Here is a 15068-nt window from a genome sequence, read left to right on the forward strand (position 1 = left end):
CAAAAAAGGTGGAATGAAGATGCGTTCAGAGCAAATTTATCCGGACGTCCGGACATTCGAATCAATCGTGACGGGTACGAAAGAAGAGCAGGGACACTGGGTGACGCTGCAACAAAGTTACTTTTATCCGGAGAGTGGGGGACAGCCTGCCGATCGGGGCACGCTGAACGGTATTCCCGTATTGGATGTTCAGCTTGAAGACGGACAGGTCTGGCATCGCCTCGAAAGTCCACTTCTTAAATCCGAAGTGCAAGGTGAAGTCGATGATGTCATTCGAACGGACCATGCAGCGCAACATACGGCGCAACACGTCATTTCTGCGATTCTTCAGGACGAGTTCCAAATCAAGACGATCAGCTTTCGGACCGGTACGGAAGAATCGACGCTTGATCTCGATCTTGACGCATGGGACGACGCCCTTCAAAGTCGACTGGAGGAACGGTTGCGGACGGTGATTCAAGCCAACCTCCTAATCACGGCGACAGAGTATACAGAAGAAGCGGCACTCCGGTTACCTTTACGAAAGACCCCTCAAGTAACCGGGAAAATCCGCGTCGTTCAAATCGGTGAACTCGATTACAGTGCCTGCGGAGGGACACATCTGGCCTTGACGTCGGAACTGGAACTGATTTTATTTACAGGACTGGAAAAGGTTCGAGGAAATATCCGCTTGGCATATGTAGCGAAAGACCGGGCATTTGGATTACTGACGACGGAACGACGTGTTTTAGCAGAAACGGCCCGTGCATTATCAGCTAAAAAAGATCAGGTTCATCTCGTCGTCGAGGAACTGAAACAGGAGCAGGTGCGTCTGAACCGTCAAATCGGACAGGCTGAAGATGCTCATGTCAAAGCGGTCTTAAAAGAACTTCTGGCGACGGACGAACCGGTCCTGACTGTGCGACATGATAAGGAAGACATCCGTTTCTCGGAAAAACTGCTGAAAGCCGTAGCCGAAGCAGGACGGACAGGATTCGTCTGGAACGAGACAGCTAAAAAATTATTCATGTGCAGTGCCGGTTCCATTCATCTCGGGCAATTTGCCAAAACTCATCTTAAGCAGTTTAATGGACGTGGCGGCGGAAGTGAAAACAATGCCCAGGCATTATTCCAAACGTATGAAGAGGCACAAGCTTATGTAGAAGCATTAAAGGAGGAATTACATACATGACAGTGATTCAAGTGAAAACAGCCGAACAGCAACAAGCAGTCCGAATGATCCGGGAACGGGTTTTCGTCGAGGAACAAGGGGTTCCCCGCCATTTGGAATATGATACACACGATGAAACAGCGATTCATCTGCTCGTCCTCGATGAGCAGAATCGTCCTGTCGCAACGGGGCGGACGCGTCCGTATGATGAGCAACGGATGAAGGTCGAACGCGTCGCGACACTTGCGGCGACAAGAGGAAAAGGATACGGTGGCGAACTGATGCAGGCGATGGAACGGATTGCCCGCCGTGAAGGGCGGACGATTTTGACACTCGGTGCCCAGGTCCAGGCAATCCCGTTTTATCAAGGGCTTGGTTATGCAATTGTTTCCGATGAATTTGACGATGCCGGCATCCCGCACCGGACGATGGAGAAAAAAATTTAACGCTGATTTTTTAAGAAATCCTGAAAAAAGGGTTTCTTTTTTTGAAAGTCTATGTATATATATAATTCATAGTGAATTTTTATACAGACAGATACAGTCGAATTCAAGGAGGAAATAAGAATGACAAAACAAAAATTGATTTTAGCGTATTCGGGTGGACTCGATACTTCAGTCGCCATCAAATGGTTGAGCAAGGATTATGACGTCGTCGCATTATGCATGGACGTCGGCGAAGGAAAAGATTTGTCAGTCATCAAAGAAAAAGCGTTACTTGTCGGAGCAATCGAATCCATCGTTCTTGATGTCAAAGACGAATTCGCAAATGACTTTGTTTTGCCGGCCCTTCAGTACGGTGCGCATTATGAAGGAGCCTATCCTCTGATTTCCGCCTTATCTCGTCCGTTGATTGCTGAAAAACTGGTCGAAGTGGCTCATGCCCACGGTGCCACAGCAGTCGCCCACGGCTGTACCGGAAAAGGAAACGACCAAGTCCGGTTCGAAGTTTCGGTTGCAGCACTCGATCCGTCACTCGAAGTCATCGCGCCGGTTCGTGAATGGAAATGGTCACGTGAAGAAGAGATCGCTTATGCGAAAGAAAATGATGTACCGATTCCAATCAATCTTGACAGCCCGTATTCAATCGACATGAACTTATGGGGACGCAGTAATGAATGTGGCGTTCTTGAAAATCCATGGACAGAGCCGCCGCAAGATGCCTATGCCCTGACGGTCGCACCGGAAGACGCACCGGATCAAGCGGAAGAAGTCATCATCGGTTTTGAAGCAGGTGTCCCGATTTCAATCAATGGTACAGCGTATCCGCTGGCAAAACTGATTACCGAACTGAATATTATCGCCGGTGCACATGGCGTCGGACGGATTGATCATGTCGAAAACCGTTTGGTCGGAATCAAGTCACGTGAAGTCTATGAGTGCCCGGGTGCAACGGTCTTACTGAAAGCACATGCAGCCCTTGAGACCATCACATTGACGAAAGATGTCGCACACTTTAAACCGATTCTCAGCAAACAATATGCAGAAACGATTTACAACGGATTGTTCCATGCTCCGCTGACGAAAGGGCTCAAGGCCTTCTTGACGGCAACGCAACAGGACGTGACCGGCGAAGTCCGTGTCAAACTCTATAAAGGGAATGCAACCGTTACAGGACGTCAGTCAGCCGTTTCATTGTACGACGAGAAACTCGCGACCTACACAAAAGAAGATGCCTTTGATCACGAAGCAGCGAAAGGATTCATTAAATTGCATGGTCTTGCGATTGCGACACATGCCAGTGTCCATCGTCAGGAAGGCGTGAAAAAATGACGAAACTATGGGGCGGACGTTTTACGGAAAGTGCTTCCGCTCAAGCGGAAGCCTTCGGCGCATCGATTTCATTTGATCAGAAATTAGCCGCCGTTGATTTGCAAGGGAGTCTTGCGCATGCACAGATGTTGTATGAACAAGGGATTCTTGAGAAAACCGAGTGGCAACAAATCGAAGCCGGGCTGAAACAGTTAAAAACGACACTCGATCAGCACGTCTACACGACGGTTGACGAAGATATCCACATGAATCTTGAACGGTTGCTGACGGAACAGATTGGTCCCGTTGCCGGGAAGCTGCACACGGCGCGCAGTCGAAACGATCAGGTCGCGACTGATTTGCATCTCTGGATGGAACAACATGTTCTCGAACTCCTGACCAGCATCCGTAATCTGCAATCCGTCATTACGGAACAAGCGGAGCAACATGTCGAGACGGTCATGCCGGGTTACACCCATCTGCAGCGGGCACAGCCGATTTCACTGGCACATCACTTGCTCGCTTACTTTTGGATGTTTGAACGGGATGCCGATCGGTTGACGGATAACTTAAAGCGGATCCGGATGTCGCCGCTCGGTGCAGGGGCACTGGCGGGAACGACTTTCCCGATTGACCGGTTCAAGTCAGCCGAGCTGCTTGGTTTTGAACAGGTCTATCCGAATAGTCTGGATGCGGTCTCGGACCGGGACTTCGTCATCGAGTATCTCGGTATCGCCTCAACAGTGATGATGCACTTGTCACGCTTTTGCGAAGAAATCATCATCTGGGCTTCACAGGAGTTTTCATTCATCGAATTATCCGACGCGTTTTCAACGGGATCGAGTATGATGCCACAGAAAAAAAATCCGGATTTCGCAGAACTGATTCGCGGTAAAACAGGACGTGTCTATGGTAACCTGATGGGCTTCCTGACGACGATGAAGGCTCTTCCGCTCGCTTACAATAAAGATATGCAAGAAGATAAAGAGGGTGTCTTTGATACCGCTGATACGGTGTTACAATCCGTTCAAATTTTTACAGGCATGATCGAATCCGCTACGTTTAAGACAGAAGCGCTCAAGAAGGCGACGATGCAAGACTTCTCGAATGCAACGGAACTGGCAGATTATCTGGTCACAAAAGGGATTCCGTTCCGGGAAGCGCATGAAATCGTTGGGAAAGCCGTCCTACATTGTGTGCAGAGCGGATGTTTCTTAAAAGATTTGACGCTGTCGACGTATCAGACGTTCCATCCGGTCATTGCGGAAGATGTATATCCGTTGCTCGATCCGGTTCAAGCCGTCGCACGACGGGGAAGTTACGGCGGGACCGGTTTTACAGCCGTCCGGGAACAACTCACATTAGCGAAGAAGTACCTTGAAAAATGATAAAATTCAAAAAAAGTTTGGCAAATCACTGGATTTAACAAAAAATGTTTGCTATAACTGTAACTAACAACCGACAGATAGAGGCGCGGATGACATCAGTAGCAACACTTACAAAGGCAAGCATGCCAAGTGATGTGAAAGGGGAAATCCGCCGAAGTGAACAGGAAAATGCTTTTTCCTGATTGCTGGTACAACGGTTAAGATCCGTTGTACTGCCGAAACCCACGTTTCGGAGCGCTATCTTACGTAAAAGAACGAATGACACTGTCATCGTTTGTCCGATCGTGATAACGACGGGCCGTAGGAACGCTCCTACCGGCCCGTCGTTTTTTTCTGTTTCGGGACAAAAGGAGATAGGATTGTGACAACTGTACTTAAATTTGGTGGTAGTTCGGTTGCGACTGTCGAACAGATTCAGTCAATTGCGAATTATTTGAAGAATCGGACGGATCAAGGGGAGAAATTAGTCGTCGTCGTATCAGCGATGGGGAAAATGACGGATTCATTGATTGCCCAAGCACAAGCGATTACCGACCGGCCGGAACGGCGCGAACTGGATCGTCTGCTTGCAATCGGAGAAGAACAGACGATTTCGTTACTCAGCATCGCGCTGAATTCACTCGGGACAAAAGCCTTGTCGCAAACGGGAGCCCAAGCCGGCATCAGTACGATGGGGCTGCATACGAAAAGTAAAATCAAACAAATCGACGGTGAACTGCTCCGGAAAAAACTTGAAACCTACGATGTGATCATCGTCGCCGGTTTCCAAGGGGTCAATGAACTGGGGGATGTCACGACACTCGGACGCGGCGGATCAGATACGACAGCCGTTGCCTTAGCAGCCGTCCTTGATAAACGTTGTGAGATCTATACGGATGTTGACGGTGTCTATACGGCAGATCCACGGATTCATGCTGCAGCGCAGCCGATTCCGCACATTTCATACGATGAGATGATGGAAATGAGTGCTCTTGGCTCAAAAGTCATGGAGATGCGCAGTGTCGAACTCGGTAAAAAATACGGCGTCCACATCTTCGTCGGAAAAACACTAGAATCGAAAAGAGGGACTTGGATTATGGAGGCAACGGAAACGATGGAACAGAAAGCAGTAACGAGTGTCAGTGTGACGAAAAACGTCCTGACGGTATCAATCAAACACGTTCCACAGACGAATTCAGCGGTCGCGGATATCTTTGAACTGTTGTCAGGTCGCCACGTCAACATTGATATGATCAGTCAGACGACGTTTGACAGTGACATCTTCCTTTCCTTCTCTTGTCCGTTAGACGAAGAAGAGTTTTTGGAAGAGGCCTTGCAGGATATCATCAATCGTTTCCCGACCGTCAAAGTCGATCGTCATAACCAACATGCCAAATTATCGGTCGTCGGAATCGGCATGCGGGACGCAACCGGCGTCGCTTCGAAATTATTTGCGATTTTCCGGGCCGAAAACATCACGTTTTATCAGGTTACAACATCAGAGATCAGCATCTCATATACGATTGCCCAAGCTGACATCGAACGGACCGTCGCAGCAATTGCTCAAGCATTCGACCTGTAAGGAGGAAATCATATGTATCATGTCGCAGTCATTGGCGCAACCGGCGCCGTTGGTCAAAAAATGTTACAAGTCCTGGCGGAACTCGACTTTCCGGTTCGTCAGATTTCAGCGTACGCTTCAGCCCGTTCTGCCGGGAAAACCGTCCAGTTCAAAGGACAGGACGTCACGATTCAAGCATTATCGGAGCAGATTACGGAAGACGGCATCGATGTGGCGCTGTTTGCAGCAGGCGGCACCATCAGTGAGCAGTATGCACCGTTACTGGCTGCAGCAGGCACACTGGTCGTCGACAATTCAAGCGCCTTCCGGATGCAGGCCGATATCCCGCTTGTCGTACCGGAAGTGAATCCGCAAGCAATCGGACCAAATGACCGTTTGATTGCCAACCCGAACTGTTCGACGATTCAATCGGTCGTCGCCCTGGCGCCGCTTCAACAATTTGGTTTGAAACGTGTTAACTATACGACGTATCAAGCCGTGTCCGGTTCCGGTCAAAAAGGAATCGAGGATTTAGCCCGCGGCAGCCGCGGCGAAGAACCGGTCAATTATCCGCATCCGATTCACGATAACATTCTGCCGCATATCGATGTGTTCTTACCAGACGGTTACACGAAAGAAGAACAGAAAATGATTGACGAAACACGAAAAATCTTCCAGCTACCGGAGTTACCGGTCAGTGCGACATGTGTCCGGGTTCCGGTCACGAATTCGCATTCTGTCGCCATCAACGTGACATTCGAGCAGGAGACAAGCGTTGCCGCCATCCGTGCCTCATTAGCGGAAGCACCAGGCGTCATTCTCGTCGATGATGTCAGTCAAAACCAATATCCGATGCCGCTTGATGCAAGCGGAACAGATGACGTCTATGTCGGACGGATTCGTCAGGATAAAAGTCTTGCCAATACATTCCACATCTGGTGTGTCGCCGATAACATCCGTAAAGGGGCCGCTTCGAACGCTGTCCAGGTAGCGCGTCAAGCACTTGAAAGTTCAATCCATTCTTAAAAAACGGGGAGGAATCGATATGTTTAAAGGAGCAGGAACAGCACTGGCTACACCATTTACATCAACCGGTGAGCTGGATTTAGCGGTATTTGAACAACTGATCGAACAACAACTCGCAGCGAATATTCAAGCGTTAGTCGTCGGAGGGACGACCGGAGAAGGGTCAACGTTGACGAATGAAGAGTTTGAAACATTACTGGAAACGGCAGTCCGTGTGACAGCCGGACGTGTACCGGTCATTGCCGGGACCGGAACGAACAATACGGCACAGACGATTGAAAAAACACAGACGGCAGCCCGACTTGGTGCTGATGCGGCAATGCTTGTCACACCTTACTACAATAAGACATCACAAGCAGGACTCGTCGCCCACTTCACGGCGGTTGCGGATGCAGTTGATTTGCCAATCATGCTCTACAATGTTCCGTCACGGACAGGGGTCGCGATTTCCATCGAAACAGCCGTCACACTTGCCAAACATCCGAACATCCAAGCGTTTAAAGAAGCAAGCGGTGACGTCAGTTTCATGGGCGAATTGATGACGGCCTTACCCGCTGACTTTGCGGTCTTCTGTGGCAACGATGATCAAATTCTTCCTTATATGGCATGGGGGGCACAAGGCGTGATTTCCGTCTTGTCGAATCCATACCCGGCAGAAACGCAGGCGCTTGCAGAAGCGTTACTGGCAAACGACTATGTTACGGCACGACGGATTCAAAGTGATTTGATGCCTGTCATCTCCGCGTTGTTCAGCGATGTCAATCCGATTCCCGTCAAAGCAGCGCTCGAAGAAATCGGACTGGCGGTCGGAGCACCGCGTCTGCCGCTCGTCCGTCAGTCGGAAGCGGGACATGCGCATCTGCTTGAGATGATGCGGAGTTACAAAGGAGTGGTTGGATGAAACTCGCCATTCACGGATACGGGGCAACCGGACATTTCGTCCACGAACTGGCACCGGATGATGTCGTCGCCGTCATCGATAAAACGAAAACGGCGGATCAGGTCCCGTCTTACGGTACGCTTGCCGAAATGACGGAGTCGGTCGATGCGATCATTGATTTTTCGCATCCGAGTCTTTTGCCGGACTTGCTTGCTTATGGGATTAAAACGAAGACACCACTCGTCATTGCGACGACGGGTTTCTCGGAAGCGGAACTGCAGACGATTCGCGATGCTTCGACACAAATTCCGATTTTCCAATCGTATAACATGTCGTTTGGAATCGCGATGATGCAACAGCTGTTAAAAACACTCGTTCCGCTCGCCGGAGCATTCGACATCGAACTGCTTGAGAAACACCACAATCAAAAAGTCGATGCACCGAGCGGGACGGCGGAGCTGTTGCTCCGGACCATCCAGGATTTACGAGATGTCCAACCGGTCTACGAACGGGAGTCGACGCGTGAGAAGCGGGAGCCAAACGAAATCGGAATGCACTCGATGCGTGGGGGAACGATTTTCGGCGAACATGAAGTATTGTTTGCGGGCGTCGATGAATTGATTGAAATCAAACACACGGCGTTATCAAAAAAAGTATTCGCTTCAGGTGCCATCAAAGCGGCGGAAGCGCTCATTCAAAAATCAGCGGGACTCTATACACTGGAGACGCTTTACACACAGGAGGATTCACATGTTATTAACTGATGCTTATGAAATTGCAAAATTCATTAAAGATGCTAAAAAACAAACACCGGTTAAACTGTACGTCAATGGTGACTTGGCAGGACTGACGATTGAAGGAGCGACGGCATTCGGAACGGATCAATCAAAAATTTTCTTCGCTGATGCAGGACTTGCTTCAACTTTCTTAGAAGAATATGCAGACCGGATTACTGAAGTGCATGTCGAATATGACCGCCGCAACAGTGCCGTGCCGATGCTTGATACACGTCATTTGAATGCCCGGATCGAACCGGGTTCATGGATTCGCGATCATGTCGTCATCGGCGATAACGCGGTCATCATGATGGGCGCAATCATTAATATCGGTGCATCAATCGGAGATGGTACAATGATTGATATGAACGCTGTTGTCGGAGCACGTGGCACAATCGGCAAAAACGTTCATGTCGGCGCCGGTGCCGTGGTCGCAGGGGTTCTTGAACCACCTTCAAAAACACCGGTCATCATTGAAGATGGTGTCTTAATCGGAGCGAATGCCGTCATCCTAGAAGGTGTTCGTGTCGGAAAAGATGCGGTCGTCGCAGCAGGCAGTGTCGTCACAGAAGACGTTCCTGCAGGCAGCGTAGTGGCTGGTACGCCAGCACGTGTCATCAAACAGAAAGATGCAAAAACAGCAGAGAAGACGCAACTGGTGGATGATTTACGTTCACTCTGATTGACGTCGAAGAGGAGGAAAACACATGGCAGTGGATACACAGTATGGAGAAGCAATTTGGTTAGACGGGGTTTTTCATGATCCAAAAGAGGCAAATACGAGCGTCATGTCCCATGCGATTCATTACGGAAGCGGATTTTTTGAAGGCATCCGTGCGTATGCGACACCGGATGGTCCGGCGATTTTCCAATTGACGGAACACATTGAACGTCTGTTCCGCAGTTGCGCGTTCTATCACGTGACGATTCCTTATACAGTGGAAGAACTTGTTCAAGCGACGATTGATCTGGTCGCCAAAAACGGCTTTGAGTCTTGTTACATCCGCCCGTTTGTTTTCCTCGGTACACCGTGGCAGGCATTGATGGCAAAAGATACGACGGTACACGTCGGGATTTCTTGTTGGGAACTTGGTGAATACTTCGACAAAGGTGCCGGTATCCGGGCAAAAGTTGCTTCGTATCGCCGCGTTTCGTCGACAATGATGCCGATGCAGGCAAAAGCTGCCGCCAACTACATGAACTCGCAACTCTTAAAAGGAGAAGCACTTCGCGACGGATTTGACGAGGCGATTGCTCTTGATATGAACGGAAACGTCAGCGAAGCGAGTGTTGCCAACTTGTTCATGTTGAAAAACGGGACAATCTACACGCCTTCACTCGATTGTTCAGTATTAGACGGAATCACACGCCAAGTCATCATGCGTTTGGCACAGGATCAAGGCTATCCGGTCGTCGAGCGTCATATCGGCCGTGATGAGTTATACGTTGCAGACGAAATCTTCTTAACAGGTACGGCTGCAGAAATCACAAGTGTCGGTGAAATTGATCATATCGTCATCAACGGCGGAACACGGGCTGTCGCAGATGAGTTACTTGATCTTTACCGTCAAGCAGTTTCGGGTCAACTGCCACAATATGCATCGTGGTTGACTTACGTGACACCAGCCATCGCAGAATAATGAGTTCACGAACTATTGTTACCATCGATCGGGAAGCGGTGCGGCATAATGTCGCATCGGTTTTCGCCCGGTCCAATAAGCAGATTTTTGCCGTCGTCAAAAACAATGCTTACAACTTAGGAATGATTGAAATGGTTGCCACATTGATGGAAGCCGGTGTCCGGCATTTCGCAGTGGCAGAAGTCTACGAAGCAATTGAAATCAAAACGAATTTTCCAGACAGTTATGTCCTGGCGATGAATCCGGCATCGCACTTCAAAGAAGTCCGATTGCACGGAGTAGCGCTCGGAATTCCTTCGCTCGACTGGCTGCAACGCCATCAGGCGGATTTATCGGGAATTGAACTTCATCTAAAAATAAATGTCGGGATGAACCGTTTTGGTGTCAGTTCGCTTGAGGAAGCGCTAGCAGTTCTTGAAACCGTACAGGAACAGGAACTGATATTGACGGGTCTCTATACGCATTTCCCGCTAGCCGATGAGCCGGGAGCCGATCATGACGGTCAAGTCGAACGATTCCTCAAAATCGGGAATCCGTTACAGGAGAAACACACATTCACGTACATTCATGCCGAAAACAGCGCGACGATCGTCAAACATGATCCGCGGCTGGCCTGCTGTAATTATGTCCGGCCCGGCATCTTCCTGTTCGGTTACTCACCGATTGAAAAAATGGACTGGCTCGTGCCCTCGCTTCGGATGACGACGGAAGTCGTTGAGATTCGTCAAGTGGAAGCAGGCGAACACGTCGGCTACGGTACGTCGTATACGGCACCGACAGCGATTCGTGTCGCCGTTCTGCCGGTCGGCTACGGGGACGGGGTCGTTCGCGGACGATCTTCACTGCCCGTCATCATCAACGGGAAACGTTATCCGATCATCAGTAAGTTATTCATGAGTCATACGTTCATTGCCGTGGATTCGACGGTTGAAATCGGAGATAAAGTGGTGTTATATGGCGATGGTATTGAAATCGATGATATCACCCGGACCGGGACAGCTAATAATTCGGAGCAGATGTGTGCCCGTTCGTGGCGTTTGACACATCGTTATTTATAAGGGGGAATTCAGATGTACGGAAGCCGATATTTGACGGAACAAAACAATGCACTACAGATTGACGGGATGGAAGCAACAAAGCTTGCCGAACAATACGGGACGCCACTCTATATCATGGCAGAACGTGAATTGACGGACCGTCTGGCGACTGTACGCGATGCCTTTTTAGAAAAATATCCGAATACGTATGCCTCGTTTGCTTCTAAAGCCTTGACGATTGGTGCCGTATATCAGCAAGTCGTCAAACACGGTCTTGGAATCGATGTCGTAACGGGCGGTGAACTGTTTATTGCCCGCAAAGCGGGTGTGCCGGCGGAACGGATTTATTTCCACGGCTCGAACAAGTCGACACAGGATTTACGGTACGCTGTCGAAGAAGGTGTCGGTAAGATTGTCATCGACCATTACGGAGAAATTGCTCAACTCAATCAGATTGCCGCAGAAGCGTGTCAAACGGTCCACGTCCTGATTCGGATCGTGCCGCAAGTCATCGGTGGTGCACATACGAAAATTCAGACGGGCGGTGTCGATACGAAGTTCGGGTTCTCGACGCATGATGATTCGTATTTGGAAGCCGTCGAAGCTGTTTTAGCGGCGGAACATCTAGCGTTACTCGGTATTCATTGCCATGTTGGTTCACAAATCCAAGAAATTGAACTGTTTGAACGGACAGCCCGGACGATGATGGGATTCGTCGAAACGATTCGTGAACGGACATCCTTCATCGCAAGTGAAGTCAATCTTGGCGGCGGATTCGGGATTGCCTATACGCAAGACGATCAACCGCTTGATTTTGAACAAACGATGGAGCGGGTTATGTCGATCATCGATGAAGAGACGACACGTCTTGCGATCGATTGTCCGCGAATCGGGATTGAACCGGGGCGGTGGGTCGTCGCAAATGCCGGGACGACGCTTTATACGGTCGGTGCCATCAAGGAAGTGCAAGGTGTGAGAACGTATCTATCCGTTGACGGCGGAATGGCGGACAATATCCGTCCTGCTTTATACGGGGCGGTGTATGAAACCGTCATCGCGAATCGGATCGAAGGAGAAACACGTCATGTGACCGTTGTCGGTGCAGCGTGCGAATCAGGGGATTTAGTTGCCGAATCGGCTGATCTGGCCGAACCCGTCAGTGGAGATACATTAGCGGTCTTCGGGACAGGAGCTTACAACTATTCGATGGCAAGCAACTATAACCAATTTTTACGACCGGCTGTCGTTTTTGTTAATCAAGGTGAATCGCGCGAAGTCGTCCGTCGCCAGACGTACGACGATTTGATTCAATGTGATCTTGGTCTGAAAAATATTCCGTCGTCTTAAGAACTGAAATCATTCAAAAAGCGTCCTCGTCGTAATGAACTGAACCAAAAAAGTTAGACAATAAATAATTCGTCAGGCGACCTTGAGGACCTGAGTCCGGTATTCCACCGGGCTCAGGTTTTTTAGTCGTCTCTTAATACGACGATGGTTATAGTACTCGATATAACGCTTGAGCTCACATTTGAAGTGGTCCATGTCATCGAACTCCTTGAGATATAGGAGCTCTGACTTGAGCACGGCGAAGAAGCTTTCGATGGCTGCGTTGTCGAGACAGTTTCCCTTACGGGATATACTTTGCGTGATGCCGTGCTCGTGGAGCGTATCGATGAACGCTCGGTATTGATAATGCCAACCTTGGTCGGAATGGAGGATTGGTTGGGCTTCTCCATCGAGCCTTCTGATTGCCTGGTCCAACATTTCGCCGACGAATTGGTATGTGGGACGGTCCGACATGGTATAGGCAATGATCTCACGGTTTCCCAAGTCCATCATCGGCGAGAGGTAGAGCTTCTCCCCGAAGAGGTGAAACTCAGTGACGTCGGTCACCCATTTCTGGTTCAGGCCGGAGGCCTTAAAGTCCCGTTGGAGAAGGTTAGGCGCGACCTTCCCGACTCGCCCCTTATAGGAGCGGTATCGCTTCATGCGGACGAGGCACTTAAGCCCGAGCTCGTTCATGAGACGGCGTATGGTCTTCGGGTCGTGCCGGAAGCCCTGGCGTTCGAGGAGTGCGTGGATGCGACGATAGCCACATCGCCCCTCGTGTTCGTGGAAGAGGGTATGGATGGCTGCCTTCACCTCCGCATACTTGTCTTCGCCCGTCAGGCGCGTCCGCCAGTAGTAGTAGACGCTTCGGGCCATACCGAGCACGCGGAGGAGTCCCGGGACGGGATAGATCGCCTGCAACTCGTCGATCACTTGCGCCTTGATCCGGTTCGTCGCGCGTTCTCTTCTTGAACCAAGGCTCTCAATTTTTTTAACGCAGCGTTCTCCATCTCGAGGTACTCGATTCGCTCCTTGAGCTTCTCAACCTTTGTCATCTCTTCAGGATTCTTTTTGCGTCTCGCCATCGGGGCACGTCTTTTCGGTCTGGCGACCAGACCCTCGACCCCTTCCCGTTCATACGTTGATCGCCAGTTCGAGATCATCCCTGGGGAGGAGATTCGGTATTTTATAGCCGCCTCTATGCGGGACAGCCCGTTGGTCGCCATGTCATTTAATACCTCCAGTTTAAATGTCGGCGAGTGGGTTGTATAGGAAGGATCGAAGATCGTCTCCCCCCAACTTTCATAGAGACGCGACCAGTCACGGATTAGTTGACGCGCTATCCCGAATTCTTTCGCCACACCTTGGTATCCGTCTCGTCCCGTCAGATAACGTTCAGCGACCTGGATTTTAAACGCCTTCGTATATTTGACCATAAAAAACACCCCATAAAAGTTGGATTTTCATGTCCAACTTTTATGGGGCAGTTCATAAAGACCGGGACGCTTTTGTGTTACTTCGGAATGACAAGGACTTGCCCGACGGAAATCAAATTGACGTTAGTGATTTTATTGGCACTGGCAAGAGCGGTGACCGTCACGCCATACTTCGTTGCAATGGAATATAACGTGTCACCGGCTTTGACAGTATAGGTGACGGTAGTGGTTGGAGGCGGGGTTGTCCCCGGGATGACAAGGACTTGTCCGACAGTGATCAGATTGTAGTTCGTGATGTTGTTGGCTTTAGCGAGAGCGGCAACTGTGACATTGTAGAGGTTTGCGATTTTATAAAGCGTATCGCCCGATTTAACCGTATACGTTTTACTGCCGCTTGGAGGCAGCTTCAGTAATTCGGAGATCGTGACGAATTTATATCCTTTGGCTTTGAGTTGCGAAATCATCGATGGAAGTGCAACCGGTGTGCCGGGTGCACCAGCCCCTGTATGCATCAGTACGATGGATCCCGGGACGATGTTTGGGACGACACGTGCCAAAATGGCTGTGGAACTGATACCTTTCCAGTCAGTTGTATCGATGTTCCACTGAATCGTTTTCGTGTATCCGGCATTACCGACGGCGGCAAGGACAGCATTATTGCTTGCGCCAAACGGTGCCCGGAAAATCGGTTTAGTCGTCCGGCCGGTCAATGACTTGATTAAATTTTCCGTTTTTGATAGTTCACTCGTCATTTGTGTGGCGGTCAATTTCGTAAAGTCAGGGTGCGTATAGGAGTGATTTCCAAGCTGGTGCGTCGGTGTGGCAGTTGCAATGTTTTTGATACGTTGCGGATGATTGTTTGCTCCTGTACCGGTCAAGAAAAAGGTCGCTTTGACATTGTTGCTTTTGAGAATGCTGAGGATTTTAGCAATATTGGTTCCGTCAGCTCCATCATCAAACGTCAGTGCGACGACTTTACTCGTCGTCGATCCTTTTGTGACAAACGTCGAACTGGCTGCATCTGCCGTCAAACCGTAACTAAAGAAAGGAAAAAGCGATATCAACACTATCATGATGATCCGAATCCATTTCCCGTGCATGTGTACGTCGCCTCC

The 15068-nt window shown here is 49.8% G+C and carries 15 protein-coding genes and 1 riboswitch; of the genes, 12 read left to right on the forward strand and 3 right to left on the reverse strand.

What is annotated here, in order from left to right; all coding sequences use genetic code 11:
• Positions 1–19 precede the first annotated feature (19 nt).
• The 12 genes from ACP26N_RS02640 (at position 20) to lysA (ending at position 12535) form a co-directional block, all read left to right on the forward strand.
• Positions 20–1171, forward strand: coding sequence for an alanyl-tRNA editing protein (locus ACP26N_RS02640; protein ID WP_214855960.1), 1152 nt, complete (start codon positions 20–22; stop codon positions 1169–1171).
• Positions 1168–1596 carry a GNAT family N-acetyltransferase gene (locus ACP26N_RS02645; protein WP_114596935.1) on the forward strand — a complete coding sequence of 143 codons (429 nt, stop codon included), beginning with the start codon at positions 1168–1170 and terminating at the stop codon, positions 1594–1596. Before ACP26N_RS02640 ends, ACP26N_RS02645 begins: the two co-directional genes overlap by 4 nt.
• Positions 1597–1716: 120 nt before the next feature.
• Complete coding sequence (locus ACP26N_RS02650; protein WP_426354717.1) at positions 1717–2922, forward strand: argininosuccinate synthase; 1206 nt, start codon at positions 1717–1719, stop codon at positions 2920–2922.
• Positions 2919–4289: an argininosuccinate lyase gene (gene argH / locus ACP26N_RS02655; RefSeq protein WP_131504470.1), complete on the forward strand. Its 1371-nt coding sequence runs from the start codon at positions 2919–2921 to the stop codon at positions 4287–4289. Before ACP26N_RS02650 ends, argH begins: the two co-directional genes overlap by 4 nt.
• Positions 4290–4359: 70 nt before the next feature.
• Positions 4360–4537, forward strand: a riboswitch (Lysine riboswitch).
• Between the two features lie 113 nt (positions 4538–4650).
• Positions 4651–5850 (forward strand): aspartate kinase, encoded by a 1200-nt coding sequence (locus ACP26N_RS02660; RefSeq protein ID WP_026829277.1) that lies wholly within the window; start codon positions 4651–4653, stop codon positions 5848–5850.
• Between the two features lie 12 nt (positions 5851–5862).
• Positions 5863–6855, forward strand: a complete 993-nt coding sequence (locus ACP26N_RS02665; RefSeq protein ID WP_131973671.1) for an aspartate-semialdehyde dehydrogenase — start codon at positions 5863–5865, stop codon at positions 6853–6855.
• A 19-nt stretch (positions 6856–6874) separates the two neighbouring features.
• On the forward strand, positions 6875–7756 hold the full coding sequence (gene dapA / locus ACP26N_RS02670; RefSeq protein WP_131973670.1) for a 4-hydroxy-tetrahydrodipicolinate synthase: 882 nt from the start codon (positions 6875–6877) through the stop codon (positions 7754–7756).
• Entirely contained in the window at positions 7753–8499 is a 747-nt protein-coding gene (dapB, locus tag ACP26N_RS02675; RefSeq protein WP_131973669.1) for a 4-hydroxy-tetrahydrodipicolinate reductase, read from the forward strand. The genes dapA and dapB overlap by 4 nt, the downstream gene beginning before the upstream one ends.
• A complete protein-coding gene (gene dapD, locus ACP26N_RS02680) occupies positions 8486–9193 on the forward strand; it encodes a 2,3,4,5-tetrahydropyridine-2,6-dicarboxylate N-acetyltransferase (RefSeq protein ID WP_026829273.1) in 708 nt (235 codons plus the stop codon). The genes dapB and dapD overlap by 14 nt, the downstream gene beginning before the upstream one ends.
• A 25-nt stretch (positions 9194–9218) precedes the next feature.
• The gene (locus ACP26N_RS02685) at positions 9219–10151 is read left to right on the forward strand and encodes a branched-chain amino acid transaminase (RefSeq protein WP_131504474.1); all 933 of its coding nucleotides are present in this window, start codon (positions 9219–9221) and stop codon (positions 10149–10151) included.
• Complete coding sequence (gene alr, locus ACP26N_RS02690) at positions 10151–11209, forward strand: alanine racemase (RefSeq protein WP_131973668.1); 1059 nt, start codon at positions 10151–10153, stop codon at positions 11207–11209. Before ACP26N_RS02685 ends, alr begins: the two co-directional genes overlap by 1 nt.
• Before the next feature lie 12 nt (positions 11210–11221).
• Positions 11222–12535, forward strand: coding sequence for a diaminopimelate decarboxylase (gene lysA / locus ACP26N_RS02695; protein WP_426354720.1), 1314 nt, complete (start codon positions 11222–11224; stop codon positions 12533–12535).
• Between the two features lie 72 nt (positions 12536–12607).
• Here the strand turns inward: lysA and ACP26N_RS02700 are convergent, their stop codons facing one another.
• The 3 genes from ACP26N_RS02700 to ACP26N_RS02710 form a co-directional block, all read right to left on the reverse strand.
• Positions 12608–13450, reverse strand: a complete 843-nt coding sequence (locus tag ACP26N_RS02700) for an IS3 family transposase (RefSeq protein WP_426354721.1) — start codon at positions 13448–13450, stop codon at positions 12608–12610.
• Positions 13447–13953, reverse strand: coding sequence for a helix-turn-helix domain-containing protein (locus ACP26N_RS02705; protein ID WP_426354723.1), 507 nt, complete (start codon positions 13951–13953; stop codon positions 13447–13449). The genes ACP26N_RS02700 and ACP26N_RS02705 overlap by 4 nt, the downstream gene beginning before the upstream one ends.
• A 77-nt stretch (positions 13954–14030) precedes the next feature.
• Positions 14031–15053 carry a LysM peptidoglycan-binding domain-containing protein gene (locus ACP26N_RS02710; protein WP_214855487.1) on the reverse strand — a complete coding sequence of 341 codons (1023 nt, stop codon included), beginning with the start codon at positions 15051–15053 and terminating at the stop codon, positions 14031–14033.
• Positions 15054–15068: the final 15 nt, after the last annotated feature.

Origin of the sequence: Exiguobacterium sp. R-39 (assembly GCF_049942815.1) — a bacterium.
GTDB lineage: Bacteria > Bacillota > Bacilli > Exiguobacteriales > Exiguobacteriaceae > Exiguobacterium_A.